This window comes from Pseudomonas asgharzadehiana (genome assembly GCF_019139815.1).
GTDB lineage: Bacteria > Pseudomonadota > Gammaproteobacteria > Pseudomonadales > Pseudomonadaceae > Aquipseudomonas > Aquipseudomonas asgharzadehiana.
The window spans coordinates 45,403-71,716 of record NZ_CP077079.1; the positions used below are offsets into that span (position 1 = coordinate 45,403).

Sequence of the window (26,314 nt, forward strand, 5' to 3'; positions counted from 1 at the left end):
TAAGTTTGACTTGCCCAGCACGGCAACCGCCGCCTGAGTCCCTTCCAAGCTCGCTGCAACCAACGGTCAAGACCGCTGACCGCTCGCTGCGAGCAATTCCTTCAAGATCGTCGCCGGGTCGGCCCGCTGTTGTTTGCGGTAATTGCCGACATGGCTGACGAATAGTGTCGCGCGCGTGACCAGGCTCTTACCGAGCACGGGCTTGCGATCCAACTCTTCCTTGATCCGTTGAAACTGTGCCTGGATCACCGCATCGGTGTAGCGCGTGCCGGTGGCCAGGTTGTCGATGTAAATCGCGACCGCGCCGTCGAGGGCGCTGCGCCCGTTGGCAATGGCCATATCAAACAACTGCGCGCTGGCCTGGTCCTTGTTGTCCACGGCCTGCTGGCGGCTCTTCTGCAGGTTGGCCAGGCGAATGTTGTAGTTGCTGATGGTCTCGGCCACCAGCGCGGAAGACTGAATCAGGTTGCCGGCCGCCTCTTCGCGTTGCTGGGCGATCAGCGAAACGTTGCGCTTGAGCTCTTCGTTGACCAGGCCCAGTTCGGCTTGCAGCTTGGGGTCGGCGCTGGCGGCGATGATGCTGTCCAGGCGCTTGGTGGGGTCCTGGGCGTCGTCGATGGCGTCGGTCAGCGACGCCAGGCGCCCTTCCTTTTGCCACTGCGCGAACAGCTCCTTGTAGCGCGAGCGCGGCGCGGACAGCGCGCCAATCGCCACGCGAAAACCGGTGGTTTCGTTGCTTTGTTCGGTGCCGTCGGCGGCGAACAACGGGTATTCGCGGCGCATGCCGGTAAACAGCGTGCCCTCGCCTTCCAGGTAATTGCCGCCCTTGACCACGAAGCCGCCATAGGTGCCCTGGCGGCGCCCGGCATGTACCAGTTGGAAAGATTCCTGGACCATTTCCGCCGCGTTGCCGATCACATCGAACATGCCGATCGGGTTGGGCAGTTTGGTGCCGATGGGCATCAAGCGCGCGGCCTGACCTGTGCCGCCGGCGACCTGGTTGAACACCGCGTAATCGCCCAGCGGGCCGTCGCTGTCACTGCCTTCGGCGCGGCGCGGGAACAACCGCCCTTCCAGGTCCTGACGGCTCACCGCCTGGCCACCGCGTGCCGCGAACTCCCATTCCACCTCGGTAGGCAGGCGCACAAACCCCAGGCCGCCGTCTTCGGCCGACGTCCCGCGCCCGCTCACCGGCAGCAACTCACGGTGGTATTTCATCAGCCAGGCGCTGTACACCGCCGAGAAGCGCTCGGCCTCAAAGCGCGACAGCTTCACCTTGGGCAAACGCCCGGCCATGCCGGTGGGCGCCTCGCAGGCCGGGGCCGGCTCGCCACTGGCCAGGGACTGCGCCTGGGCCATCACCTGGGCGTACTGGCGCGCGGTAACTTCGTACTTGCCGATGAAATACAGCATGGGCTTGAGCGGGGTCTTGGCGTCGGTCTTCGGCATCAGCGGCGCGATGACTTTGTTCCAGTCCCTGGGCAAGTCCTTGAGGGTGAACTGGCCGTTGATGAAATCGCGGCGATAGCCGGAAATAAACGACTGCTGATACCCCGCCTCGCCTTCGGCAAAGGGGTAACCGAGGCTGATCTCACGGTCATCCAGGGTGCCCTGGGCCAGCACGTAGGCGTAGCGGAACACCATATTGCCGTCGCACGGCAGCGGCAGGCTGACGTCGTCCGGCAACGGTTTGGGGTTGTCCAGTTTATCGCTTGCTTCATCCGCCCAGGCCAGCGAGGCCAGGCTCAGCGCCACGGCGGCGCCCAGTAACTTATACATCTCTGATTCCTTCGCAAGCCTGGATACGCGCCACTCGCCAACCGCCGCAAGCTGCCGCCACGGCACTGACGCCGAGGACTGCAATCAGGGCCAGGCCGTAGTGGCGCGCCAGCAGGTGACTGGCGTGTTCGCCCGGCACCTGCACGAATAATGTATTCAACCCCGCCTCGGCCAGGCCATAGAGCCCGGCGCTGAACACGGCGGCAAAGCCTGCGCTATAGAGCGCCTGCAGCACCACGAACAACAGTAGCCCACCGGTGGGAAATCCCAACAGGCGCAACACCGACAATTCCCGACGCTTGCGCGCCACAGCGGCCAGGGCCCCGGCGAAGATCGCCGCAAAAGCGCCCGCCAACGCCAACCCGGCGATGATCCAGAATACGACCGACAGGTTGCGGCTCAACGACTGCACCTGGGCAATGGTGTTCGCCTGGGTCGACACCAACAGGTTCTGCCCGGCGAAAAACACGCGCAGCGTCTCCACATCAGTGAGGCTGCGCGCATACAGGCGAAACGCCGGATACACGCGCTGCTCGCCCACGGCCACCTCTTCCCCCGCCCATCCCAACGCCGCTACGGCGCGCCCATCGCGATAATCTTCCGCCGCTTCCAGCAAGCCCAGGTCAGCGAACAAAGCGTCTCGGGCAAAGGCTTCCAACGGCAACACCGCCACCACCCGCACCCGCGTGCGCTGTTCCTCGACACGCCCAGCCACCTGACGCGCGAAGCGGGTTTCCAACATGTCGCCAGGCCGTGCCGCCAGCTTTTCGGCGGCGGTGTGGCTCAGCACGATCTGGTCCAGGCCCTTGGGCATCGCCAGATCGCCCAGCAAGGGATCACCCGGCGCCGTCGGCAGCATCTCCAGGGTCAGCGTTCCCACCTGCGCCGTCGCCGCGATCTGCCGCGTGCGCGGCAGCGCAAACGCCACATCAGGGCGTTGGCCCAGCTGCGCGATAAATGTGCTGCTGAATCGACCACCGCCCAGCGGAATAATTTCACGGGTAGCCGGATCGGTCTGCAATCGTTCGGTCAAACTGCTAACCAGTCCAAATTTCAAGCCGAATAACACCAACAATGGCGCGATCACCGCCACCAGCGCCAGCACCGAACAGGCCGACAGCCAGGCATCGTTGCGGTAATCCTGCCAGGCCAGCGACGCCACCAAAGGGATACGCATCAGCACGCCTCCCCAAGGGTGGCGGTGACGCCGCCGTCGGCGTCGCGACGGCAACTGATGCGCCGCACCTGCAAGCCACTGGCGCGGGCCAGGGGTTCGTCATGGGTGGCGATCACACAGGCGGCGCGGTGTTCGCGGGCCTGGGCCAACAAGGCGTGCATCACGCGCTCGGCATTCAGCGGGTCGAGGGACGCGGTGGGCTCATCCGCCAGCACCAGTTGCGGCGCATGGGCCAGCGCACGCGCGCAACTCACGCGCTGACGCTGGCCCACCGACAATGCCGACGGCTTCTTGGCCAACTGATCGCTGATTTCCAGCTGTTCGGCCAGGCGCGCCACGCTGCCATCGTCCTTCAAACCCAGCAGTTGCCGGGACAAAGCGATATTGCCGCGCACATCGAGAAACCCCAGCAACCCACCGGTTTGCAGCACATAACCCAAGTACTGGCTGCGTAATGCGGCGAGTACCGATTGCTGACCGGCGCGCCACAAGCCGCCGATGTCCTGCTGATTGAATTCAAAGCGGCCCGCCTGGTCCGGCGCCAGCACCAACGCGAGCAAGTCCAGCAAGGTGCTTTTGCCGCAACCACTGGGCCCCACAATCGCCACTTGCTCGCCCGCGCGCAGCGCCAGCGCCGGGATCACCAGGCTATAACGCTGGCTACCGACGCCCCGGCTTTTGTGCACCGCGCTCAGGTTCAGCATTACGGCAGCGTCGACAACGGCACGCGGTACAACGCATCGCCCGGCTCGGCATCGCCAAAACGGACCCAGTTGGCCACGTCATTGTGGAAGGTTTCGTAGAGGCGGATCTTCGAATCCAACTCGTCGATAAAGTCTTCCTGCTCGGCCACGCTCAACGACAACCACAAATCCTGGGTCATGTTCAGCGATTTGCTGCGGTACGGCAGGCCTTCCAGGTATTCGCCGAGGATGCCGCCGTCGGCCAGGTTGCCGCCCTTGCGCAGGGCTTGCGGGTCGCGGCTCATATAGGCCGAGGCACTGGCGATTTCCTGGAAGAAATCCTTGGGCGAGGTCTGGGTCTTGCGCGCCGCGTCCACGATCAGTTTCAGCGACTGCTGCAAGTCGTTGAGCTGCAATTTGGTCAGCATCACACACACCTGGAACGCCGGCAGCGCCGGGTTGGTCAGGTCGCGATCGGCGGTCCAGGCGCTGACCAGTTGCGGCGCCTGGCTCGCGGTCTTGCGGCCAAGGAAGTCCATGTGCATGGCATACCCGACCGCCGCGGTTTTGTCCGCCAGGCTTGGCGCGGCACTCAGAAACGGCACCGGCTGCGGCGTGTTGCTGCGTACCTGGTGCACCAGGTTGGCGAAGACCGTGCCGATCTCGTCGACACGCTCGCCCAACTTGCGTACATCGCCACCCGGTACCGGCGTGTACAGGTCGCCGATCTGCGGGTTGGCGTCGGCGGTGAGCACGCGGTACTGGCTCTCGGCGCCGGCGTGGGTTTTCTTGCCGGCATCGGTGCGCAGGTGCAGGGCGTAGATCTTGATCTGCTTGCCCAACGCGGCCTGACGCACTTCGGCCTCGTTCATCTGGGTGGCGGCAAACGGGTCGTTCTTGCGCAGCGCACCGGCATCGGTGACCAGCAGGATGATGCGCCCGCCATAGCCGGACCAGTCCATACCATCCACCGCCTGCATCACCCCGGCAAACGCGTCTTCGTTGAACGAATGGCTGGACACGCTGGAGGCTTTGACCTGGCGCGCCATGTCGAGGAAACGCTGCGGGTCGCGGCCCTGATCCAAAGTGATCAGGGTCTTGGCCACGTATTCCAGGCCGGGGGTTTTCTGGGTGCTGTTGCGAAAGCCGACCATGCCGAAGCTGACGCTATCGAGTTCGCCGCGCTCGGCGATACGGGTTTGCAGTTCGTGTACCACATCGCGGATCTGGTCGATGTAGGGCTGCATCGACACGGTGGTATCCACCACCAGCACCACGGCGGTGCGGAAGGCGTCGGCATTGGCATTGATGACCGGCGTGGCCGGCTTGGCCACCGCGCTGCTGCCGGGGTCGATGGAGGCGATATTGAGCAACTGCACCGGCTGGCCGTTTTCGTCGAAGCTCTCTTTGGAGTCGAAGATCGGCAACAGGTAAAACTGGTTCTGCGGCACCGCGCTGGCAGCCGGTTCCAGGGCCAGGACCTGGCCGTTGTCGTCGCTTTGCTTCTGCGCTTTGGCCAGCACACCTTTGGCGGCGGCGGGGTCGGCGAGCAGTTTTTCCACTTCCCCCGGTTGGCGCAGGAACATCACCGGCGCACGCCCCGAGCGCTCGGTGAACTTGAGCACCAGGCTCTGCTTCCAGTCGCTGACCTGGGCGGCCGGCAACCAACCGTCGCTGCGCCCATCGGTGGCGGCGCCGACGCGCACCCACGGCTGGCCGTCGAGGTCTTTGCGTTGGTACACGTAGAGCACGGAGAACGCCGGCAGCGCTTTGCCGGGCGCACTGCCGGCCTCGCTGGAAAGCTTGGCGCCGGGCTTGCTCAGCACACGTTGGAACAGGGTCTTTTTACCGGCCATCAACAGCGGGCGCTGGCCGCCATCCACCTCGGCCACCGCTGCGGGGGGCATGGCCGGCGGCGTGGCTGCCGGTACAACGGCTGCAGGCGGTTTTGCCGGTTCGTCACTACCGCTCAACCACCAGTAACTCGCGCCGCCAATCGCCAGCGCCACCGCCACGGCTACCGCCGCCAGTGCCAACACCGGCCCACGGCGCTGTTCGGACACAGCCTTGTGCTGCGTCGGCGTCACCACCGGTTGGCGCTCCGGCTGCGGCTGGGGTTTGGCGGTGGGGATCTCGATGGACTGCGGCGTGATCCCCGCCAAATCAAAATTCATCGGAATAGGCAGCGGCCGCACCAGCGTGGCTTCCGGCGAATCCGCCGGCAGTTGCTCCAGCGCCAGCAGCAATGCCGCCGCATCCGGGAACCGTTCGGCCGGGTCCTTGGCCAGCAGCTTGCGCAGCACGCCCTGATACCGGCCGTGGTGCACCGGCAATTCCGGCAATGGCTCGGTCAGGTGCGCCAGCGCGGTAGACAGCGCATCGGTGCCGCTGTACGGCAGCTTGCCGACGAGGATTTCGTACAACACCACGCCCAGCGCATACAGGTCGGCGCGGCCATCGATCTCCTGGCCCCGCGCCTGTTCCGGGCTCATGTAGCTCGGCGTGCCCACGGCAAAACCGGCCTGGGTGAACTGGGTGCGGTCATCCAGGGACTTGGCAATGCCAAAGTCCGACAACACCGCCGTGCCGTCGGCGCGAAACAGAATGTTCGCCGGCTTGACGTCGCGGTGCACCAAGCCCTGGGCATGCGCATAACCCAGCGCCGAGGCAATCTGGCGAATCAAGGTCACGCCCTGCTCCGGCGTCATGCCGGCGGCGATGCGTTCCTTGAGCGTGCCGTTGGGCAGGTATTCCATGGCCATGTAATACAGCTCACCGACATTGCCGATGTCATGGATGGTCACCGTGTGCGGGTGCGACAGGCGCGCCAGGGTTTTGCCTTCGCGCAGGAAGCGCTCGCAGAACGTCGGGTCGGCCGCCAGCGCCGCCGCCATCACCTTCAACGCGACCTTGCGCTCCAGCGAGCGCTGGGTTGCCAGGTATACGCTGGCCATCGCGCCTTCGCCGATCTCGCCTTCGATGTCGTAGCCCGGAATCACGATATTCATACCGATACCTTCACGACGATGGCGGTGATGTTGTCCGGTGCGCCGCGATTAAGCCCCAGGTGTACCAGGCTGCGCACGATTTCATCCGGGGCGTCGTGGCTGAGCACGTCGCGGATTTCATGATCTTCGACGGTCTTGTTCAGGCCATCGCTGCACAGCAGGTAACTGTCACCGGGGGCGATCAGCAGATCGAGCACCGCCACCTCAAGCTGGGCTTCCACGCCCACGGCGCGGGTGACGATATTGGCGCGCGGGTGTGTGCGGGCATCGGCTTCGCTGAGCAGGCCGCTGTCCTGCAAGTCCTGCACATAACTGTGGTCGCGGGAAATGCCCTCCAGCACGCCGTCGCGCAGGCGATACAAGCGACTGTCACCGGCCCACAAACACACGCCGCGCAAGCCACGGGCGGCCAGCGCCACCACGGTGCTGCCCATCATGGTCACGCCACGGTTGGCGGTTTCTTCGCGCACGGCAGCGTTGATGCGGATCAGGTCATTGCGCAAGGCCGCCGAGTATTCGTCGAGGGAGCGACCCATCGGCACGCTGCGCAGGCTGTCGACGATCAGGCTGCTGACGTAGTCCCCCGCCGCATGCCCGCCCATGCCGTCGGCCACCACCCACAGGCGGTTTTCCGGCAGGTCCAGGCACGCGTCTTCGTTGACTTGGCGCACCATGCCTACATGGCTTTTGCTTGCGGATTTGTACGTCGCCCCCATCTACACCACACCTTCTTGTCCGAGCAAAAACTGCGCAAAATCGCTGGCGGCGGGCAAGCCCTGACACCGCAATAAACCAGGGGAAATACGTTGCGAGCCACGGCCCCACCAGAGGCTTGCGCCTTCGCAGGCCTGCTCGGCGAGCGCGGCCATGCGCCCATGGGGCTCGGTGGCGGCCATGCGTTGCAGGCTGGCGAAACGGCTGTCGACCGCACGCGGCTCAGCCGTCGGCGCGCCGAGGCGGTCGAGGCCGTCGTTGAAACCTTCAAATGTCGCGCCGGCGTCCAGGGTGCTGAGCAGCAACTCTTCAGCCCGCTCGAACCACGCGTCCGACCCGCCCACCAGGGAGGCGGGGTTGTTGTTGTGATCGAGCAAAGCCACCACCGCCAGCGGAAAATAGCGCCCCACCCGGTCGATACTCGGCATCACCACGCCGGTCGCCGCGTCCGGCCCGCATACGCCCGGCGCCAGTACAAAGCGCCACAACGGGCTGACCAGGTACACATTGAGCCAATCACCGCCCAGGCTGTTCTGGCTGGCGAGCAAGCCCGCCGCGAGCCAGCTGTCCCACGGGCCGATAAAACTCTGGGGCAAGGCGCGGCTGACAAAGTCCCCGCGACTGGCCAGCTTGCCGTAGAAACCCAGGCTCGTCATAGCCGCTCCGGCAGGCTGAAGCCACTGATCACGCGACTCTTGAACGGGTTGAAGGCGCTGTTGGCGCGCAACTCGTAGGCGATGCTCGCGCCATCGACCCGCAAACGCAGGTTGAAGCGGTCCGGCGAGTTGCCAGCGGTGAGGTCCGATTGCTCCAGCAGGCGGAACCACGCCCACGGGCCATCCAGGGTCACGCCGGAACGGCCACTGGCCGACGGCGGCATGATGGAAATACGCACCACGCCAATGCTGCCGGGGTTCGGCCATTGCATCGCTACCGGGCGGCTCGGGCCGTGGTCGTAGCTCAGTTGCTGGCCGTCGAGGTCAAGCAGGAACTGGGTAATGGTCGGGTCCATCGACACCGGCTTGAGCTCGAAACGCACGATAGGCTGAGTGCCCCCCGACCTGAAGAACGCATCGCGAATAGTCGCGGCACGCTGGAAGGTTTGCAGCACACCCGGCGCAATCCCCAGCTTCTGCGCGGCGCCCGGCTGCCAGCGCCAGGTCGGCGCGGAGGTGTCCACGTAAGGTTGCAGGTATTTGCGGAAGTAGTTGTCCATCACCCCGCCCACGCCGAAGAACTGGCCGAAGTCATCCAGGGTGGCGTCGCGGGTGCTGCCCGGCGACATCGGGTAACGCCCCGCCAACGACTGGCGGTACACGTTGACCACTTCGCTGACCCAGGCCGCGTTCAGTTGGTTACGCACGCCGCCCATCATGCTGTTGGTGGTGGAATTGACCACCGACTTGACCATACCCTGTACCAATGGCGGCTGGCGCTCGGCATTCAGGCTGACCCGCGTGGCGGCGGCCGACGCCTGGTTCTTGGCCTCGCCGAGCAAGGCGTCGCCGCTGGCGCCGACCATGGCGCTGACCTGTACATACAGCGCATTCATGTCCGACAGCAGGCCATCGATGGCCGCCGGTTCGCCTTCGTTCTTGCTGACGATGCTGTTGAGCTCGGCAAAGTGCGCAGTCACCGGATCATCCGCCGCCTGCGGGGCATTGGCGGTGGGTTGTTCCTGGCCGAGCAGGCTGCCAAGGCGCTCCTTGAGCTTGTCCACACCGCCTTCCACCGGCACACCTTTGGCCGCCAGTTGGCGCTCTTCGGCTTGCAGGTCGGTTTCCTTGGCCACCGCCACCAGCAGTTTTTTCAGCGGTGAGCTCGGCCCGGAAATCACCCGCAGCACGTCAGCCGCCTGAGCCACGCTGGTGATGGGCACAAAGTCGATGTCGGCGAGCAGCGCGTCCCACTGACGCTGGTAATCCTGGAAGTACAGGCGCCGCACATCGGCGGCCAGGCTCACCACGTTCTGTTGATCGGCCTGCTCACGGCCGAGCACCCATTGCTCTTCAGCGAGGGTGCCGGTCTGGTTCAGGCTGCTGAGCAGGAACGCCTGGCGATAGCCCTTGGCGGTGAAAAACCCGCTCAACGGCTCGCCCAACGGCTTGCCGCTCTTGCGGCTGAACACCAGCGCGGCGTCGCGACCGGCGGCTTCGTTGATGCGAAAGTCCGGGATACCCTCGGGCAGCTTCTGGCGCTTGACCCGGTCGTAGACACGCTGGGCCACCGGCAATTGTTGCAGTTGGCGGCGCAGATCGTCGATCAAACGTGGGTCGAGGCGCGCATTCGGTGGGTGGCGCTCGAACAACGCCTGCAAGTGCCCGGTCAACGCCTGGCGCTGATCGGCCGGCAAGTCGCGCGGCAAGTTGCGGTCCCAGTCGAGCGCGATCCAGGCTTTGATGAAGTCCGGGTCGTAATGCTCGCTGTCGGCCAGCATCAGGTAGGCCTTGAGGCCTTCGTAAAGAAAGTCCGAGTTGCCGCCGCCGTGCAGTTGTTCTTCGATGCGCGTCACCAGGCGTGGCGCAAACACCGCGATCAGCAGCTTGCGGTAGACGCTGGCGGACTCGGCTTCGAGCATGTCGCCCTGATACAAGCCCAGGCCCTCTGACCAGTTGGGCGAGTCACCCGCAAGGTTTTTCACCGCGTTGAGCAACGGCAGCACGGCCAGCACTTCGCGCTGTGCCGGGCTCAGGTTCTGTACGGTCTGGCCCAGCGGCGCGACCTTCTGGTCGACCTGGGTGATATAGGCCTGGTTGGCGCGATAACTCACCCACCACAAGCCACTGACCACCACCACGGTCGCCACCGTCGCCGCGAGTACGCCGCGGGCGATCCACTTGCGCCGCCGTTCGACCTTCGGGTTCACCCCCACTAGCCCACGCTCGGCAAATGCCACGGCGGTAAACAGTTTTTCGATGAAGTAACTGCGCCCGGTGCCGCTCTGGCGCGCCAGGTGCTGGCGGTCCAGGTTCATGCTCTGGGCCATGGCGCCGATCAGGCGGTCAATCGGGCTGCCTTCCTGGGTGCCGCTGGTGAAATACACACCGCGCAGCAACGCACGCTCTTCGAAGGCGTTGGGTTTGAACACGCCTTCGAGGAAGCTTTGCAGGCAATCCTTCAACGCGCCGAACTGCTGTGGGAAGCCGTAGATCAGGTCGCGCCGCGCCGGGTCGCGTTCCTGTTGCAGGCGCTCCACCAAGCGTTCGTTGAGGCGCTGTTCGAGGCCGGCGAACTCACTTTGCAAATGGGCCAGCGGGCTGTCGCTGTTCTTGCCGTCGTCCAGGGCAAACGTCATGCCCCACACCTGGGCGCGGTCTTCCTTGCTCAGGTTGTCGAAGAACTCCATGAAGCCCGGCACCAGGTCGAGCTTGGTCAGCATCAGGTAGATGGGGAAGCGCACGCCCAGTTGGGTGTACAGCTCCTGGATACGCAGGCGAATCGCAGCGGCGTGGGCGGCGCGCTCGGCGTCGGTACCGAGCAGCAAATCCGACAGGCTGATCGCAATGAATGCGCCGTCGATGGGGCGACGCGAGCGCTGCTTTTTCAGCAGGTCGAGAAAGCCCAGCCACGCGGCTTTATCCACCTTGGAGTTGCTGTCCTGGGTGGTGTAGCGGCCAGCGGTGTCGAGCAGGACGGCCTGGTCGGTAAACCACCAATCGCAGTTGCGCGTACCACCGACGCCGCGCACCGCACCGGCGCCCAACTGCGCGGCCAACGGAAAATGCAGGCCGGAATTGACCAGCGCGGTGGTCTTGCCCGAGCCCGGCGGCCCGATGATCACGTACCACGGCAGTTCATAGAGGTTGCGCCGCTCATCACCGCCGAGCTTGGCTTTTTTCAACAGCGCGAGGGCTTCGTCCATGCGCTCGCGCAGGGTCGACAGCTCTTCGGCGGTGGCCACACTGTTGGGGTCGACCGGTGTTTGCGCCGCGAGGCTGCGCATGACTTCGGCAGCCTGGCGACGGGCCTGGACGATGCGGAACACGCGATAGGCGATCCACACCCCGAACACCAGGATGATCAGCGCCCAACGGCGCCCTTCTGGCACCAGCACGTCGAGCAACGGCCCGACAAACCAGATGATCAGGCTCAGGGCGATCAGGCCCAGCACCGGGATCACCCAGCGAATCATGAAACTGAAAAACGCCTTCACTCGACGCCCTCCGCCAATACGGTGATTTCAACCCGACGATTGCGGGCACGGCCTTCGGCTGTGCTGTTGGTGGCCAGCGGCTCGGTGTCGCTTCTGCCCTCGGCACTGAAGCGATCCGCCTGGCCGGTCTTGGCCGCCAGGATTTCCAGCACCGACTTGGCCCGCGCTTCGGACAACGCCCAGTTGGACGGGAAGCGCAGCGTGGCAATCGGGCGGTTGTCGCTGTGGCCGGTGACGCGCACCTGGCCCTTGACCTTGCGCACGGCGTCGGCGATGCGCAGCATCAGCGGCTGGTAGTCATCGACGATGCTGGAGCTGGCGGACGCGAACAGCTCATCGCCACGAATGGTCACCACGGAGCGGTCGACCTTGTCTTCCACCGCCACGCGCCCGGCCTTGATGTCTTCCGCCAGGAAGCCCGCCAGACGCGGCCGCTCGATGACTTTGGGCTGCGCCACCGGACGGTCGATGGCCTGCACCGGGATCTCGCCCAGGGCATGGATATTCTTGAACACCGGTTCCGCCTGCGCCGCCAGCAACATGCGCAGCACGAACAGCAACGCCAGCAGCAGCGCCAGGCCGATGGCCACGGCGATCCACGGCGGCATGAATTGCGCCAGGCGGTCCCGCGCCACGGTCACGCCGCGCCAGTGCGGCGACAGCTCGCGCTCGTGCTCGCCACGGGCGCTGCGAATCGCCGCCGCCGTGCGCTCGCGCAGGGCTTCCAACTGGCTGCGTCCGTCGTTCATCACGCGGTAGCGGCCTTCGAAACCCAGGCACATGCACAGGTACAACAGCTCCAGCAAATACAGGCGTTCCCGTGGGCTTTGCAGGCAGTGGTCGAGCAGTTGGAAGACTTTTTCGCCGCCCCAGGCTTCGTTGTGCACGGTGATCAAAAGGCTTTGCTTGCCCCACTCGCTGGTGCTGCCCCAGGGCGTGCTCAACACCGCCTCATCCAGGGCGGTGCACAGCGCGTAACGCGCCAACAGCACTTCGTTACGCGCCACGCCGGCGGCTTCGGCGCGCTCTTCGAACTGGCGCAGGTACGCCAGCAACTGCGCGCGCAGGCTGGCCGGCGCCGGGTGGGCGATGGTGTTGCGCAAGCGCGTCAGCAAGGCCAACAGCGGCCCCGCGGCGCTTTCCAGCGGGTTGAGGCCTTGGCTTTTGCCGGTGAGCATCGGCGCGGCCGGCATCGACAAAGGCGCGGGTTCAGCACGCGCAGGTTCCGGCGCGCGGCCACCCGGACGCGGCATGAACTGGGTGCGGTCGTCATCATTGGGATGCATCGCGGATTATCCTCGGATCGCCCAGAAGGCCAGGTTCAAGCCCGGGAACTGCCCGGCGATATGGAAGGCAAAACCACCGGAGTTGCTCAACTGTTGCCAGTGCTCGCTGCCCCGGTCCAGTTCGTAGTAGGTGCTGCCCGCGTGGTACGGCAATTGGCGCGGCGCCACCGGCAACGGCACCAGGCCGATGCCCGGCAGCTGCAGGTTGACCATGTCGCGGATGTGCTCCACCGCGCCGACCTTGCTCTGCTGGCCGAAGCGCCCGCGCAGGGTTTCGCCGGGCACATCGGCACGCACCACCAGGATGAAACTGGCGTTGTCGAGCAGGGTCTTGTCCGCCAGCATCGCCACGTGGATGCCATAGGCTTTTTCCACGATGGGAATAGGCGTGGCCTTGCTGTCGATCAACATCGACAGCGCCTCACGCAACGCCGCCATCACCGGGGCGAAACTCAACGCCAGGTCGTCATGCTGGTACTGCGGGTATTCCTGGGGCCGACGGCCCGAGGTGGAAAACGTCGAGAACTCCCCCGCCAGGCTCACCAGTTCACTGAAGAAGCGCTCTGGGTGCAGCGGGCTCAACTGGCTGAAATGCCGGATCAACGGCTGGGCGCGGTTGACCAGTTGCAGCAGCATGAAGTCAGCGATCTCCGAAGCGCCGCCGGCACCCGAGGCGACTACACGGCCAGCCAGGGCTTCGCCGCGCTGATGCAACAGGCCCAGCAGCTCGCTGCGAAACGCGCTCAGCGGTTTGCTCGCGGCCACGTCCAATACGGGTGGAATGTAGGTGTCGTCAAGCACCAGGGCGCGGTCGGCGCGTTTTTCCTTGATGCGTACCAGGCCGACGGCGGCGTAGTCGCTGATGCCATCCTGGGCAGTCAGCAGGCGCAACGCCCGCGAGCCTACGGCCACCGGCGCGCGGTTTTCGAACGGTGCGTTGTCGTCGCGCACTTCACGCACCTGGCTCACGTAACGTGCGGCTTCCAGGGCTTCGCCTTCGTCCACCGTGTCGCGCGCGCCGGCGCGCTTGAGCGGCAAGGCCAGGTACACCAGGCCGTCGCGCAGGTTGTCGTCGACATTCAACGGGCTCGGCGCCAGGTCGTCCTGGGGAATATTGAACGGCGTGCCGTCGGGCAACAGGCCACGGGCCGAGACGATCGCCAGCTTGCCCTGGGCCAGCAGGCCCTGGTCGATCAGCAATTCGGAAAAGCCCCAGCTGCCTGCGGACAACGGGCGGCTGCGGGCGTCGATCAGGTTTTCCAGGTAACGGTCATGCTGCTGGAAGTGCTGCGTTCCGATGAACATGCCTTCCGACCAGACCACGCGATTGTTCCAAGACATGGGGGCTCCGATTGCTTCTTATTGGGCAGGGCTGGATGGGGTAACCACGACGTCGGCGCGCACGGCACGCACATCAAGGCTGATCTGGTATTCGGTGTATTGACGCGGCGGCACGTTGATCACGGTGCGCCATTGCGCGCGGTCCAACTCGCGGTACCCCACCAGCAAGCCGATCTGGCGCGTGGACGGGTCAAGGTCGCGCTGAATGCTCAATTGTTGGCCGGGTTGCACCATCACTTCATCCTGGTCGAGCAGGTCCAGGCCGAGGGTCGATTGCGCACGGTCGGCCAGGGCGAAGTAGTCGGAGCGGCCAAAGGTGGCGGCGTTTTTCAGTTCGAAAATGCGCACGCGCACCGGGGCGGCCTGGCCATTGGCGCCGGGGTTAAGCCCGGAAATGGCGTGGAAATGCAGCTCGACGGCGGCGGTGTCCACTTCTGCCTCGACGGCGGCGTCGGGCTTGGCGGCCTCCTTGGCGCACGCCGTCAGCAGCAGCGCGGTGGCGACTGCGAGTAAAAACCTGGGAATCATCCTGCGTCCTCAATGACGTACTTAGCTATCCGTTGAAACCGTTGCCGCGCCGCGTTCAGCGACGCTGTCGTGCGCTGTGTTCTTCGTAGGCCCGACTGAATTCGCGGCCGAACAGGTCCTGGAAATCTTCCTGGGCCTCGCGGGAAATATTGCTATAGAGCTCGGTGAACTGCTGCCAGTACTGGGCCTGGCGCGAACCGTTGAAGAGACTCGACAGCCCGGCCGGCTTGCCCATGCGTTCTTCCAACTGCGCCGGTTCGAAGCGCGCCAGCAGGTGCTTGATCGCGGCCTCCACCCCGGCCATCACCGCCAGTTGATGGGCACGCAGGTCATCGAAACTGTCGCGCACGGCGATATCCGGTGCCATAAACGCTTGGTTGCCGTGGCGCAGGAGCAGCAGTAACGCTTCGTCGGCATTCGGTGCGAATTTCAACGGATTGTTTTCCGCCGGCTGGATCATCGTCTGCTGCATACGGAACTCGCCCTTGAGACTGGCGCGGGCACGCAATACATCGATCAGGCCTTCGACCATCAGCCGATAGCTGCGGCCGATGTTTTCCATCTGCGCTTGCGCCTGGGCAGTGTCCAGACGTAATTGGTCCAGGCCGGCGCCGCGCAGGAAGGCTTGCAACAGATCGGGTTGTTGGCTGTCGGCCACCGGCAGCACAGGCTCGACCACGGGCGGCGGCGGGATCACCGCTGCAGGTGGCGGCGGCGGTGGTGAGGGCAGCGGCGGCGTGGGTAGCGGCGCAGCGCTCACCACCGGCGCGGGCGCGGGCGCGTCGCCGAACAGGTCCCAGTCTTCAGGGATCACTGAACCGGAGGCCACCGGCGCTTCAACCACAGGCTCGGCCACCGGTACAACCACCGGGGTCGGCGCACGGAAGTCGTGTTGCTGGGACGGCACATGATCCGGCACGGTCGGCGGCGGCACGGCGGTGGGGCTGAGGAAGTCGAACAGGTCCGGCAGGGTGTCCATGGAGGAGGCGCCCTGAAACTGCGGCGCGATCACCGGGGTGGGCATTGGCGCGGGCGTCGGCGGGCTGGCCACGGCGCCCATCAGCGCTTCAAAGCTGTTCGGCGAATCACCGGCAAACGGTTGGCTATCAACGGCTTGCACGTTGAAGTCGATACGCGCCTGGATCTCGTAGTCGCCGATGCGGATCAGCTCACCGTCTTGCAGCGGCTCGCTGTTACCCCGGCGCATGCGAATACCGGCGCTGACCAACTCCACACCGTTTGTACTGTTATCGGTTAAGTAATAACGGCCATCTTTGTATTGAATAACGCAATGTTGGGAAGACACCAGGCGCTCTGGGTCAGGCAATACCCAGTCATTATCCGAGCTGCGGCCGATCGCCATCGAGCCCTGGTTCATGGACTTTTCGGCGCACTGCCCTGGGGTAATCTTGTGATAACTAGTAATAGTCAAACACAGCGACATCTTGCCTCCTTGCTGATTACTTCGCGCGCGGTCGATTCCCGGGACGGCGCTCCCCGAGAAATCCCCATCAGGACGTGCAATCGGCCGTCCCCAACCTGCTGATGCCAGCATGATCGCTGATCTTAACTGGGCTCTATGACAAAAATCCTGTCCCGGTACGCCGTTCGACCCGTTGGTCGTGCAGGTTGTTAAGCACCGCACATCTGTCACAGAGGGCGAATAGCTTACCTTGACAAGGCATAAGTACTACACCAAAAATGCACAACTTCTTGAATACCAATGATGGCACATTAATAGCACTGTGCTTATATGACCAAGAAAACATGCAAAGTTCACCGCGCAACTAATGCATGCATTGCCCGTCATCTAACGGGCTGATAGGGAGATCGATTTCAGTGGATGTGCCGTTGCTGCTCACCGCCGTTTCCGCGACTTCGCCTTGTGGCGAAGACATGGAGTATGACGCGCAATTTCTCCAGCTTGAGCGTGATGCCAAGGGCCAACCCGAGCGCAGCATGGGCGACGCCGTTCTGCCCGCTGAACCGCCTGAATGGCGCAGCATCCAGCAGCAAAGCCTCGACTTGTTGCAGCGCAGCAAAGACCTGCGCATCACTCATTTCCTGCTGCAAAGCTCCCTCGCCCTCCAGGGTGTGGCCGGGCTGGCTGAAGTCCTGACGTTGATCGATGCGCTCCTGCGTGAATACTGGGCCGAGTTGCACCCGCGCCTGGATGCGGACGACGACAACGACCCTACCGTGCGTATCAACGCCCTGGCCGGCTTGACCAGCGACGCGACCATTCGCCTGTTGCGCGAAAGTATCCTCACGCGCTCGCGCACCTTCGGCCCGGTAAGCCTGCGCGCAGCCCTGAATGCCAGCGGCCTGATGAGTTTCCCGGACGAACAACTGGGTGCGCAGCAGTTGAATGCCGCGTTCCTCGACAGCGATCCCGAACTCCTGCAGGCCACCCGCGACGCCTTGAGCGCCGCGCGTTCGGCCTGTGAAGCCATCGAACAACAGGTCAACGACCAGGTCGGTTCGGCCCAGGGCGTGGACCTGAGCCTGTTGAAGCAACCGCTCAAGCAGGCCCTGCAAATTCTCAATCAAGCGGTGCCAGGCACCGACAGCAGCAGCGAGCCCGAGGCCGTCAGTGACGACAATGCCCCCTCGGTCGACTTCGCCGCCCCTGCCGCACCACGCCCGGTCGGCGACATCGCCAGCCGCGATGACGTGTTGCGCAGCCTCGACAAGATCCTTGCGTATTACACCCGGCACGAGCCTTCGAGCCCGCTGCCGGTGTTGTTGAACCGCGCGAAAAATCTGGTGCACGCCGATTTTGCGGCGATCGTGCGCAATCTGATTCCCGATGGCATGTCCCAATTTGAAAACCTGCGTGGCCCGGACGACGAGTAAGTCGCCAGGCTTTGCAGTAACAACACCGTCGCTCAAGCGACCAGGAGCAGCAACGTGGCGAAGCAAAGTTCTCAGAAATTCATCGCGCGCAACCGCGCGCCTCGAGTGCAGATCGAGTACGACGTCGAGCTTTACGGCGCCGAGAAAAAGGTCCAGCTGCCCTTCGTGATGGGTGTGATGGCCGACCTCGCCGGCAAGCCTGCCGAGCCGCTGGCCCCAGTGGCCGACCGCAAGTTCCTTGAAGTGGACGTCGACAACTTCGACTCGCGCCTCAAGGCCATGCAGCCGCGCGTGGCGTTCCACGTACCCAACGAGCTGACCGGCGAAGGCAACCTGAGCCTGGACATGACCTTCGAGAGCATGGACGACTTCAGCCCGGCCGCCGTGGCCCGCAAGGTCGACTCGCTGAACCAGTTGCTCGAAGCCCGCACCCAGCTGGCCAACCTGCTGACCTACATGGACGGCAAGACCGGCGCTGAAGAAATCATCATGAAGGCGATCAAGGACCCGGCACTGCTTCAGGCACTTGCCAGCGCGCCGAAGCCTGCAGGGGATCAGTAATCATGACCGACAATACCGTTCGCGAAGGCGCGCTCAACCTGGGCGCCACCGAAGAAACCAGCGAGTTCGCCTCGCTGTTGATGCAAGAGTTCAAGCCCAAGACCGAGCGTGCCCGCGAAGCCGTGGAAACCGCCGTGCGCACCTTGGCTGAACAGGCGCTGGCCCAGACCGACCTGGTGTCCAATGACGCGATCAAGTCGATCGAATCGATCATCGCCGCCATCGACGCCAAGCTCACCGCCCAGGTCAACCAGATCATCCACCACCAGGATTTCCAGCAGCTGGAAAGCGCCTGGCGTGGCCTGCACTACCTGGTCAACAACACCGAGAGCGATGAGCAACTCAAGATCCGCGTGCTCAACATCTCCAAGCCGGACCTGCACAAGACCCTGAAGAAATTCAAAGGCACCGCGTGGGACCAGAGCCCGATCTTCAAGAAGATGTACGAAGAAGAATACGGCCAGTTCGGCGGCGAACCTTATGGTTGCCTGGTGGGCGACTACTACTTCGACCAGTCCCCGCCGGATGTCGAGCTGCTGGGCGAGCTGTCCAAAGTCTGCGCGGCCATGCACTCCCCGTTCATCGCTGCGGCATCGCCGACCGTGATGGGCATGGGCTCCTGGCAGGAACTGTCGAACCCGCGCGACCTGACCAAGATCTTCACCACCCCGGAATACGCCGGCTGGCGCTCGCTGCGTGAATCGGAAGATTCGCGCTACATCGGCCTGACCATGCCGCGTTTCCTGGCGCGCCTGCCGTACGGCGCCAAGACCGACCCGGTGGAAGCCTTCGCCTTCGAAGAAGACACCGACGGCGCCGACAGCGCCAAGTACACCTGGGCCAACGCCGCCTACGCGATGGCGGTGAACATCAACCGTTCGTTCAAGCACTACGGCTGGTGCTCGCGCATCCGTGGCATTGAGTCCGGCGGCGAAGTGGAAAACCTGCCGGCGCACACGTTCCCTACCGATGACGGTGGCGTGGACATGAAGTGCCCGACCGAAATCGCCATCAGTGACCGTCGTGAAGCGGAACTGGCGAAGAACGGTTTCATGCCGCTGCTGCACAAGAAAAACACCGACTTCGCCGCGTTCATTGGCGCGCAGTCGTTGCAGAAACCGGCCGAATACGACGACCCGGACGCCACCGCCAACGCCAACCTGGCGGCGCGCCTGCCGTACCTGTTCGCCACCTGCCGTTTCGCTCACTACTTGAAGTGCATCGTGCGCGACAAGATCGGTTCCTTCAAAGAGAAGGACGAGATGCAACGCTGGTTGCAGGACTGGATCCTGAACTACGTCGACGGTGACCCGGCTCACTCCACCGAAACCACCAAGGCCCAGCACCCGTTGGCCGCCGCCGAGGTGATCGTGGAAGAAGTCGAAGGCAACCCGGGTTACTACAACTCCAAGTTCTACCTGCGTCCGCACTACCAGCTCGAAGGGCTGACCGTGTCGTTGCGCCTGGTGTCCAAGCTGCCTTCAGCTAAAGGCGCGTAAGTAACTTGCTCTTCTGTGGGAGGGGGCCTGCTCCCGATAGCATCATCTCGGTTTGACTGACAGACCGAGTTGCCTGCATCGGGGGCAAGCCCCCTCCCACACAAACCAAATCAAGTGGCCGGTGCCACACAGGGAGAAAACATGGCTGTTGATATTTTCATCAAGATCGGCGACATCAAGGGCGAGTCCATGGACAAGGCCCACAAGGACGAAATCGACGTGCTGAACTGGAGCTGGGGCATGTCCCAGTCCGGCAACATGCATGTAGGCGGTGGCGGCGGCGCGGGCAAGGTGAACATCCAGGACCTGTCGCTGACCAAGTACGTCGACAAGGCTTCGCCCAACCTGATGATGCTGTGCGCCAGCGGCAAACACATCGACAAGGTCAAGCTGACCGTGCGCAAGGCCGGTGGTGAAAGCCAGGTCGAGTACATGGTGATCAACCTGGAAGAAGTGCTGGTGACTTCGCTGAGCACCGGCGGTTCGGGCACCGATGACCGCCTGACCGAAAACGTCACCCTGAACTTCGCCCAAGTGATGGTCGACTACCAGCCGCAGAAAGCCGACGGCACCAAAGACGGCGGCGCGGTCAAGTTTGGCTGGAACATCCGTTCCAACACCAAGCGCTGATAGCCCTTGTGGCCGTGGCCCGGTGCCACGGCCATTGTGTCCCTCTCGCAACCCGTCCGTGGAGCTGCTTTGGTGGTAACTGAAATCGCTTCCCGCGACCGTCTGCAACCGTCCCTGCTGGACCGGCTGACCGACGACGACCCGACCAACCCGAAGGAAAGCGCCGACAAACGCGTGCTGTCCCTGACCCAATTGAAAGCCTCGGTACTGCGCGACCTGGCGTGGCTGCTCAACACCACGTCGTTGCTCGATGCCGATGCCACGCTGCACACCCCGGCCGGCACCTCGGTGGTCAATTATGGCCTGCCGGCATTGGCGGGCAGCAGCGTCTCCAGCGTCGACATCAAGTCCCTGGAAGCCCTGATCTACCAGGCCATTGCGACGTTCGAGCCGCGCATCCTGCGCCACACGCTGCGCGTCAAAGCCCGTGTCGGCCAGGGCGAGATGAACCACAACGCCCTGAGTTTCGAGATCGAGGGCGACCTGTGGGCACAGCCGGTGCCGCTGCGCCTGCTGCTGCAAACCGACCTGGACCTGGAGTCCGGTCATGTGCGCGTGGTGAACGCCGATCAGCGGAGACGCCCATGAACCCGCGCCTGCTGGAGCTGTACAACCAGGAACTGCACCACGTGCGCGAAAGCGCCGCCGAGTTCGCCAAGGAATACCCGAAGATCGCCAGTCGGCTGACCCTGTCCGGTATGGACTGCGCCGACCCGTACGTCGAACGCTTGCTCGAAGGTTTCGCCTACCTCACCGCGCGCGTGCAACTCAAGCTCGACGCCGAATACCCGACCTTCACCCACAACCTGCTGGAAATCGCCTACCCGCACTACCTGGCGCCGACCCCGTCGATGACCGTGGTGCAACTGCAGACCGACCCCGATGAAGGCTCCCTGGCCAGCGGTTTCCCGCTGCCGCGCGACAGCGTATTGCGGGCCGCCCTGGGCCGCGAAACCCAGACCTGTTGCGAGTACCGCACCGCCCATCCGGTGACATTGTGGCCGTTGCAGGTCAGCAGCGCCGAATACTTCGGCAACCCCGCCACCGTACTCGGGCGCCTGGCCGCCAGCGAACCGAAAGCCAAGGCCGGCTTGCGCCTGACCCTGCGCACCGGCGCAGAATTACCGTTCAACAGCCTTGATCTGGACAACCTGCCGCTGTACCTCAGCGGTGCCGACGAGCAGCCGTTCCGCCTCTACGAACAATTGCTGGGCAATGCCTGCGCGGTGTTCGCGCGCAAGCCCGGTGGCGATTGGGTCGAGCGCTTGGGGCAAGACGCGTTGCGCTCCCGGGGCTTTGATGATGCCGACGCGGCCATGCCGGTGGTGGCGCGGGCGTTCCAGGGCTATCGGCTGTTGCAGGAATACTTCGCCCTGCCCCACCGCTACCTGTTCGTCGAATTCGCCGAACTGAGCCGTGCGGTCAAACGCTGCGACGGCCAGGAGCTGGAGCTGATCGTGCTGTTCGACCGCCACGAACCGAGCCTGGAAGGCAGCGTCGGCGCGGCGCAGTTCCTGCCGTTCTGCACGCCGGCGATCAACCTGTTCCCCAAGCGCGTGGACCGTATCCACTTGTCCGACCGGGTCAACGAACACCACGTCATCGCCGACCGCACGCGGCCAATGGATTTCGAGATCCACTCGTTGACCGGCCTTACCGGCCATGGCACCGGGCCGGAGCAACCGTTCTTGCCGTTCTACGCGGTACGCGACCCTTCGCGTTATGGCCGCGACCAGGCGTATTACACGGTGCGCCGCGAGCCGCGCGTGCTGTCCAGCGAGCAGCGTCGCAATGGCCCGCGCTCGACCTATGTGGGCAGCGAAACCTTTGTCAGCCTGGTGGACAGCCGCCAGGCGCCGTATGGCCATGACCTGCGCCAACTCGGTGTGACCGCGCTGTGTACCAATCGCGACCTGCCGCTGTTCATGAGCGTGGGCAACAGCAAGACCGACTTCACCCTGGCCGACAGCGCGCCGGTACTGGCCGTGCGTTGCGTCGCAGGCCCCAGCCGTCCGCGTGCCAGCCACGCCCATGACGCCAAGGCCTGGCGCCTGATCAGCCAGTTGTCGCTCAACTACCTGTCGTTGAGCGAGCAGGGCCAGGGCGCGGGCGCCTTGCGTGAATTGTTGCGCCTGTATGGCGACAGCAACGACGCGGCGCTGCAATTGCAGATCGAAGGCCTGCGCGAAGTCAGCAGCAAAGCGGTGACGCGACGCCTGCCGATGCCCGGCCCGATTGTGTTTGGGCGCGGCCTGGAAATTACCCTGGAATTCGATGAAAACGCGTTTCGCGGCACCGGCGTGTTCCTGCTCGGTGCGGTGCTGGAACGTTTCCTGGCACGCTACGTGTCGATCAACAGTTTTACCGAGACGGTGATCCGTACCACCGAACGCGGCGAGATCATGCGATGGAAAGCCAAGCCCGGACGTCGTCCGACCCTGTGAGTACCTTGGATGCAATGCATCAGGCGCCCTGGGAATACGATTTCTTCCAGGCGCTGCGGCGTATCGAGTGCGAATCGCCACACCTGCCGCGCCTGGGCCATTCCCTGCGCCTGGCCGATGATCCGCTGCGCCTGGGGCAACAGGCCGATTGCACCTTCGCCCCGGCGACCCTGGCCGCCGTCGACCCCGCTGGCGATGGCAAGCCGGCGCGGCTGGAGCAGTTCTTCTTCGGCCTTGGCGGCCCCAACGGCCCGCTTCCGCTGCACATCACCGAATACGTGCGCGAGCGCCAGCGCAACAACGCCGACAGCACCAGCAAGCAGTTCCTGGACGTGTTCCACCATCGCCTGCTCAGCCTGTTTTACCGGGCCTGGGCCGAGGCGCGGCCGACGGTCAGCCACGACCGCCCGGACGATGACTATTGGTCCGCGCGCCTCGCCGCCTTGAGTGGCCGGGGCATGCCGAGCCTGCTCAACCAAGGGCTGATTCCCGACACCGCGAAGCTGCATTACAGCGGCCACCTGTCGGCGCAGACCCGCTACCCGGACGGCCTCAAGGCGATTCTCAGCGAGTATTTCGGCCTGCCGGTGGAGATCGAAGAATACGTCGGCCAATGGCTGGAGCTGCCCGAGCGCAGCCGCGTGGGCGTAAGCGCCAACCGCCTGGGCGTGGACTTTTGCCTGGGTAGCCATGTGTGGGACCGCCAGCATAAATTCCGCATCCGCCTGGGCCCGCTCACGCTGGAAGACTACATGGGCATGCTGCCCGGCCATCAGCCATTCAACGAGCTGGTGGCGTGGGTGGCCGAGTACCTGGGCCATGAATTGGACTGGGACTTGAACCTGGTTTTGCAACAACCTGAAGTCCCGGCACTGCAACTCAACGGCCAGTTTCGCCTGGGCTTCAATACCTGGCTCGGTAAACCTGAGCATGACGCCAACGACCTAATCCTGGCCCGGCACTACGCCGATCAAGCCACCACCTCAAGGAATCCAGAGCATGGGTGAAATCAGTCGCGCCGCACTGTTCGGCAAACTCAACAGCGTGGCCTACAAGGCCATCGAAGCCGCCACCGTGTTCTGCAAACTGCGGGGCAACCCGTATGTGGAACTGGCGCATTGGTTCCACCAGTTGCTGCAACTGCAAGACTCGGACCTGCACCGCATCATTCGCCAGTTCAACCTGGAACCGGCACGCCTGGCCCGCGACCTCACTGAAGCGCTGGACCGCCTGCCGCGCGGCTCGACGTCGATCACCGACCTGTCGTCCCACGTGGAAGAAGCGGTTGAACGCGGCTGGGTGTACGGCAGCCTGATGTTCGGCGAAAGCCAGGTACGCACCGGTTATCTGGTGCTGGGCATTCTCAAGACGCCGAGCCTGCGCCATGCGCTGCTGGGCTTGTCGTCGGAGTTCGACAAGATCAAGGCCGAGGCCCTGAGCGAACGTTTTGACGAATACGTCGGCGACTCGCCGGAAAATGCCCTGAGCGCCAGCGACGGCTTCAATGCCGGAGTTCCAGGCGAAGCCAGCGGCGCCATGGCGCCGAGCGCGATGGGCAAGCAGGAAGCGCTCAAGCGCTTTACCGTGGACCTGACCGAACAGGCCCGCACAGGCAAGCTCGACCCGATCGTGGGCCGCGACGAAGAGATCCGCCAACTGGTGGACATTCTCATGCGTCGGCGCCAGAACAACCCGATCCTCACCGGTGAAGCCGGTGTGGGCAAGACCGCCGTGGTTGAAGGCTTCGCCCTGCGCATCGTCGCCGGCGACGTACCGCCTGCGCTCAAAGACGTAGAGCTGCGCAGCCTGGATGTGGGCCTGCTGCAAGCCGGCGCCAGCATGAAAGGCGAGTTCGAACAGCGCCTGCGCCAGGTCATCGAAGACGTGCAGGCTTCGCCCAAGCCGATCATTCTGTTTATCGACGAAGCCCACACCCTGGTGGGTGCCGGTGGCGCCGCCGGTACCGGTGACGCTGCCAACCTGCTCAAACCCGCTCTCGCCCGTGGCACCTTGCGCACCGTGGCCGCCACCACCTGGGCCGAGTACAAAAAACACATCGAAAAAGACCCGGCGCTGACCCGTCGTTTCCAGGTGGTACAGGTCGCCGAGCCGTCGGAAGACAAAGCCCTGCTGATGATGCGCGGCGTGGCCTCGACCATGGAAAAACACCACCAGGTGCAGATTCTCGATGAAGCCCTGGAAGCCTCGGTGAAGCTGTCGCACCGCTATATTCCGGCGCGTCAGTTGCCGGACAAATCCGTGAGCCTGCTGGACACCGCTTGCGCCCGCGTCGCCATCAGCCTGCACGCAGTGCCGGCGGAGGTGGACGACAGCCGCCGCCGCATCGAAGCGCTGGAAACCGAGCTGCAAATCATCGCCCGCGAGCATGCGATCGGCATCGCCATTGGTGCGCGCCAGAGCAACAGCGAAGCGTTGCTGAGCGCCGAGCGCGAGCGCCTGGCCACGCTGGAAAGCCGCTGGGCCGAAGAGAAAACCCTGGTTGACGAGCTGCTCGCCACCCGCGCGACCCTGCGTGAAAAAGCCGGCGTGGTGGACAGCGGCAGCGACCAATTGCGTACGCAATTGGTCGACCTGCAACAGCGCCTCACCGCGCTGCAAGGCGAAACCCCGTTGATCCTGCCGACCGTGGATTACCAGGCCGTGGCCTCGGTGGTCGCCGACTGGACCGGCATTCCGGTGGGCCGCATGGCGCGCAACGAGCTGGAAACCGTGCTCAACCTCGACCAGCACCTGAAAAAACGCATCATCGGCCAGGACCACGCCTTGCAGATGATCGCCAAGCGCATCCAGACCTCGCGCGCCGGCCTCGACAACCCGAGCAAGCCGATTGGCGTGTTCATGCTGGCCGGCACCTCCGGCGTGGGCAAGACCGAAACCGCCCTGGCCCTGGCCGAAGCCATGTACGGCGGCGAGCAGAACGTGATCACCATCAACATGAGCGAGTTCCAGGAAGCCCACACGGTGTCGACCCTCAAGGGCGCGCCACCGGGCTATATCGGCTACGGCGAAGGCGGCGTGCTGACCGAAGCGGTGCGGCGCAAGCCCTACAGCGTGGTGCTGCTGGACGAAGTGGAAAAAGCCCACCCGGACGTGCATGAGATTTTCTTCCAGGTGTTCGACAAGGGCGTGATGGAAGACGGCGAAGGCCGGGTGATCGACTTCAAGAACACCCTGATCCTGCTGACCACCAACGCCGGTACCGAGCTGATCTCGCACGTGTGCAAGGACCCGGCGAACATCCCCGAGCCGGAAGAAATCGCCAAGGCACTACGCCAGCCGCTGCTGGAAATCTTCCCGCCGGCCCTGCTCGGGCGTCTGGTGACCATCCCGTACTACCCGCTGAGCGACGAGATGCTCAAGGCGATTACCCGCCTGCAGCTCAACCGCATCAAAAAGCGCGTGGAGAACACCCACAAGGTGGCCTTCGACTACGACGACGCGGTGGTCGACCTGATCGTCTCGCGCTGCACCGAAACCGAAAGCGGCGGGCGCATGATCGACACCATCCTCACCAACAGCCTGCTGCCGGACATGAGCCGCGAGTTCCTCACGCGCATGCTCGAAGGCAAGGCGTTGGCGGGGGTGTGCATCGGCAGCCGGGATAACGAATTGCACTACCAGTTCAACGATTGAC

General features: G+C 64.2%; 19 protein-coding genes. 8 read left to right on the forward strand and 11 right to left on the reverse strand.

Annotated elements, in window-relative coordinates; genetic code table 11:
* Nucleotides 1-66 precede the first annotated feature (66 nt).
* The 11 genes from KSS96_RS00245 to tagH are packed head-to-tail and all read right to left on the reverse strand — an operon-like array spanning nt 67 to nt 16,113.
* A complete protein-coding gene (locus tag KSS96_RS00245; protein WP_017526797.1) occupies nt 67-1,779 on the reverse strand; it encodes a formylglycine-generating enzyme family protein in 1,713 nt (570 codons plus the stop codon).
* Nucleotides 1,772-2,956, reverse strand: a complete 1,185-nt coding sequence (locus KSS96_RS00250) for an ABC transporter permease family protein (protein WP_017526796.1) — start codon at nt 2,954-2,956, stop codon at nt 1,772-1,774. The genes KSS96_RS00245 and KSS96_RS00250 overlap by 8 nt, the downstream gene beginning before the upstream one ends.
* On the reverse strand, nt 2,956-3,660 hold the full coding sequence (locus KSS96_RS00255; protein ID WP_017526795.1) for an ABC transporter ATP-binding protein: 705 nt from the start codon (nt 3,658-3,660) through the stop codon (nt 2,956-2,958). The genes KSS96_RS00250 and KSS96_RS00255 overlap by 1 nt, the downstream gene beginning before the upstream one ends.
* Entirely contained in the window at nt 3,660-6,647 is a 2,988-nt protein-coding gene (locus KSS96_RS00260) for a serine/threonine-protein kinase (protein ID WP_217855559.1), read from the reverse strand. Before KSS96_RS00260 ends, KSS96_RS00255 begins: the two co-directional genes overlap by 1 nt.
* Complete coding sequence (locus KSS96_RS00265) at nt 6,644-7,363, reverse strand: PP2C family protein-serine/threonine phosphatase (protein WP_065879249.1); 720 nt, start codon at nt 7,361-7,363, stop codon at nt 6,644-6,646. Before KSS96_RS00265 ends, KSS96_RS00260 begins: the two co-directional genes overlap by 4 nt.
* Nucleotides 7,364-8,017: a type VI secretion system-associated protein TagF gene (gene tagF, locus KSS96_RS00270; RefSeq protein WP_017526792.1), complete on the reverse strand. Its 654-nt coding sequence runs from the start codon at nt 8,015-8,017 to the stop codon at nt 7,364-7,366. It lies immediately after the preceding gene.
* Entirely contained in the window at nt 8,014-11,514 is a 3,501-nt protein-coding gene (gene tssM / locus KSS96_RS00275; protein WP_068937569.1) for a type VI secretion system membrane subunit TssM, read from the reverse strand. Before tssM ends, tagF begins: the two co-directional genes overlap by 4 nt.
* The gene (locus KSS96_RS00280; protein ID WP_017526790.1) at nt 11,511-12,800 is read right to left on the reverse strand and encodes a DotU family type VI secretion system protein; all 1,290 of its coding nucleotides are present in this window, start codon (nt 12,798-12,800) and stop codon (nt 11,511-11,513) included. Before KSS96_RS00280 ends, tssM begins: the two co-directional genes overlap by 4 nt.
* 6 nt (nt 12,801-12,806) lie before the next feature.
* Nucleotides 12,807-14,141: a type VI secretion system baseplate subunit TssK gene (gene tssK, locus KSS96_RS00285; RefSeq protein WP_017526789.1), complete on the reverse strand. Its 1,335-nt coding sequence runs from the start codon at nt 14,139-14,141 to the stop codon at nt 12,807-12,809.
* 18 nt (nt 14,142-14,159) lie between these two features.
* Nucleotides 14,160-14,669 carry a type VI secretion system lipoprotein TssJ gene (tssJ, locus tag KSS96_RS00290; RefSeq protein ID WP_017526788.1) on the reverse strand — a complete coding sequence of 170 codons (510 nt, stop codon included), beginning with the start codon at nt 14,667-14,669 and terminating at the stop codon, nt 14,160-14,162.
* A 55-nt stretch (nt 14,670-14,724) separates the two neighbouring features.
* Nucleotides 14,725-16,113: a type VI secretion system-associated FHA domain protein TagH gene (tagH, locus tag KSS96_RS00295; RefSeq protein WP_065879247.1), complete on the reverse strand. Its 1,389-nt coding sequence runs from the start codon at nt 16,111-16,113 to the stop codon at nt 14,725-14,727.
* Between the two features lie 395 nt (nt 16,114-16,508).
* Between tagH and tssA the strand changes: the two genes are divergently transcribed.
* From tssA to tssH, 8 genes are all read left to right on the forward strand, one after another.
* Complete coding sequence (gene tssA / locus KSS96_RS00300) at nt 16,509-17,525, forward strand: type VI secretion system protein TssA (protein ID WP_017526786.1); 1,017 nt, start codon at nt 16,509-16,511, stop codon at nt 17,523-17,525.
* Between the two features lie 54 nt (nt 17,526-17,579).
* Nucleotides 17,580-18,086 (forward strand): type VI secretion system contractile sheath small subunit, encoded by a 507-nt coding sequence (tssB, locus tag KSS96_RS00305; protein WP_017526785.1) that lies wholly within the window; start codon nt 17,580-17,582, stop codon nt 18,084-18,086.
* A gap of 2 nt (nt 18,087-18,088) precedes the next feature.
* Nucleotides 18,089-19,585 carry a type VI secretion system contractile sheath large subunit gene (gene tssC / locus KSS96_RS00310; protein WP_017526784.1) on the forward strand — a complete coding sequence of 499 codons (1,497 nt, stop codon included), beginning with the start codon at nt 18,089-18,091 and terminating at the stop codon, nt 19,583-19,585.
* Nucleotides 19,586-19,726: 141 nt separating this feature from the next.
* Nucleotides 19,727-20,215, forward strand: a complete 489-nt coding sequence (locus tag KSS96_RS00315) for an Hcp family type VI secretion system effector (protein WP_017526783.1) — start codon at nt 19,727-19,729, stop codon at nt 20,213-20,215.
* Nucleotides 20,216-20,287: 72 nt separating this feature from the next.
* A complete protein-coding gene (gene tssE, locus KSS96_RS00320) occupies nt 20,288-20,803 on the forward strand; it encodes a type VI secretion system baseplate subunit TssE (protein WP_026067178.1) in 516 nt (171 codons plus the stop codon).
* Nucleotides 20,800-22,659 carry a type VI secretion system baseplate subunit TssF gene (tssF, locus tag KSS96_RS00325; protein ID WP_017526781.1) on the forward strand — a complete coding sequence of 620 codons (1,860 nt, stop codon included), beginning with the start codon at nt 20,800-20,802 and terminating at the stop codon, nt 22,657-22,659. Before tssE ends, tssF begins: the two co-directional genes overlap by 4 nt.
* Nucleotides 22,623-23,666, forward strand: coding sequence for a type VI secretion system baseplate subunit TssG (gene tssG, locus KSS96_RS00330; protein WP_065879246.1), 1,044 nt, complete (start codon nt 22,623-22,625; stop codon nt 23,664-23,666). The genes tssF and tssG overlap by 37 nt, the downstream gene beginning before the upstream one ends.
* Nucleotides 23,659-26,313 carry a type VI secretion system ATPase TssH gene (gene tssH / locus KSS96_RS00335; protein WP_135196222.1) on the forward strand — a complete coding sequence of 885 codons (2,655 nt, stop codon included), beginning with the start codon at nt 23,659-23,661 and terminating at the stop codon, nt 26,311-26,313. The genes tssG and tssH overlap by 8 nt, the downstream gene beginning before the upstream one ends.
* The last annotated feature ends 1 nt before the right edge of the window (nt 26,314 follow it).

Excerpts from the sequence above, each read along its gene's own strand:
- KSS96_RS00280 (WP_017526790.1), bottom strand. The coding sequence starts at position 12,800 with ATGCATCCCAATGATGACGACCGCACCCAGTTCATGCCGCGTCCGGGT.
- tssF (WP_017526781.1), top strand. The coding sequence starts at position 20,800 with ATGAACCCGCGCCTGCTGGAGCTGTACAACCAGGAACTGCACCACGTG.
- tssK (WP_017526789.1), bottom strand. The coding sequence starts at position 14,141 with ATGTCTTGGAACAATCGCGTGGTCTGGTCGGAAGGCATGTTCATCGGA.
- tagH (WP_065879247.1), bottom strand. The coding sequence starts at position 16,113 with ATGTCGCTGTGTTTGACTATTACTAGTTATCACAAGATTACCCCAGGG.
- KSS96_RS00250 (WP_017526796.1), bottom strand. The coding sequence starts at position 2,956 with ATGCGTATCCCTTTGGTGGCGTCGCTGGCCTGGCAGGATTACCGCAAC.
- tssC (WP_017526784.1), top strand. The coding sequence starts at position 18,089 with ATGACCGACAATACCGTTCGCGAAGGCGCGCTCAACCTGGGCGCCACC.
- KSS96_RS00255 (WP_017526795.1), bottom strand. The coding sequence starts at position 3,660 with ATGCTGAACCTGAGCGCGGTGCACAAAAGCCGGGGCGTCGGTAGCCAG.
- tssG (WP_065879246.1), top strand. The coding sequence starts at position 22,623 with ATGGAAAGCCAAGCCCGGACGTCGTCCGACCCTGTGAGTACCTTGGAT.
- tagF (WP_017526792.1), bottom strand. The coding sequence starts at position 8,017 with ATGACGAGCCTGGGTTTCTACGGCAAGCTGGCCAGTCGCGGGGACTTT.
- KSS96_RS00260 (WP_217855559.1), bottom strand. The coding sequence starts at position 6,647 with ATGAATATCGTGATTCCGGGCTACGACATCGAAGGCGAGATCGGCGAA.
- KSS96_RS00265 (WP_065879249.1), bottom strand. The coding sequence starts at position 7,363 with ATGGGGGCGACGTACAAATCCGCAAGCAAAAGCCATGTAGGCATGGTG.
- KSS96_RS00315 (WP_017526783.1), top strand. The coding sequence starts at position 19,727 with ATGGCTGTTGATATTTTCATCAAGATCGGCGACATCAAGGGCGAGTCC.
- tssJ (WP_017526788.1), bottom strand. The coding sequence starts at position 14,669 with ATGATTCCCAGGTTTTTACTCGCAGTCGCCACCGCGCTGCTGCTGACG.
- tssH (WP_135196222.1), top strand. The coding sequence starts at position 23,659 with ATGGGTGAAATCAGTCGCGCCGCACTGTTCGGCAAACTCAACAGCGTG.
- KSS96_RS00245 (WP_017526797.1), bottom strand. The coding sequence starts at position 1,779 with ATGTATAAGTTACTGGGCGCCGCCGTGGCGCTGAGCCTGGCCTCGCTG.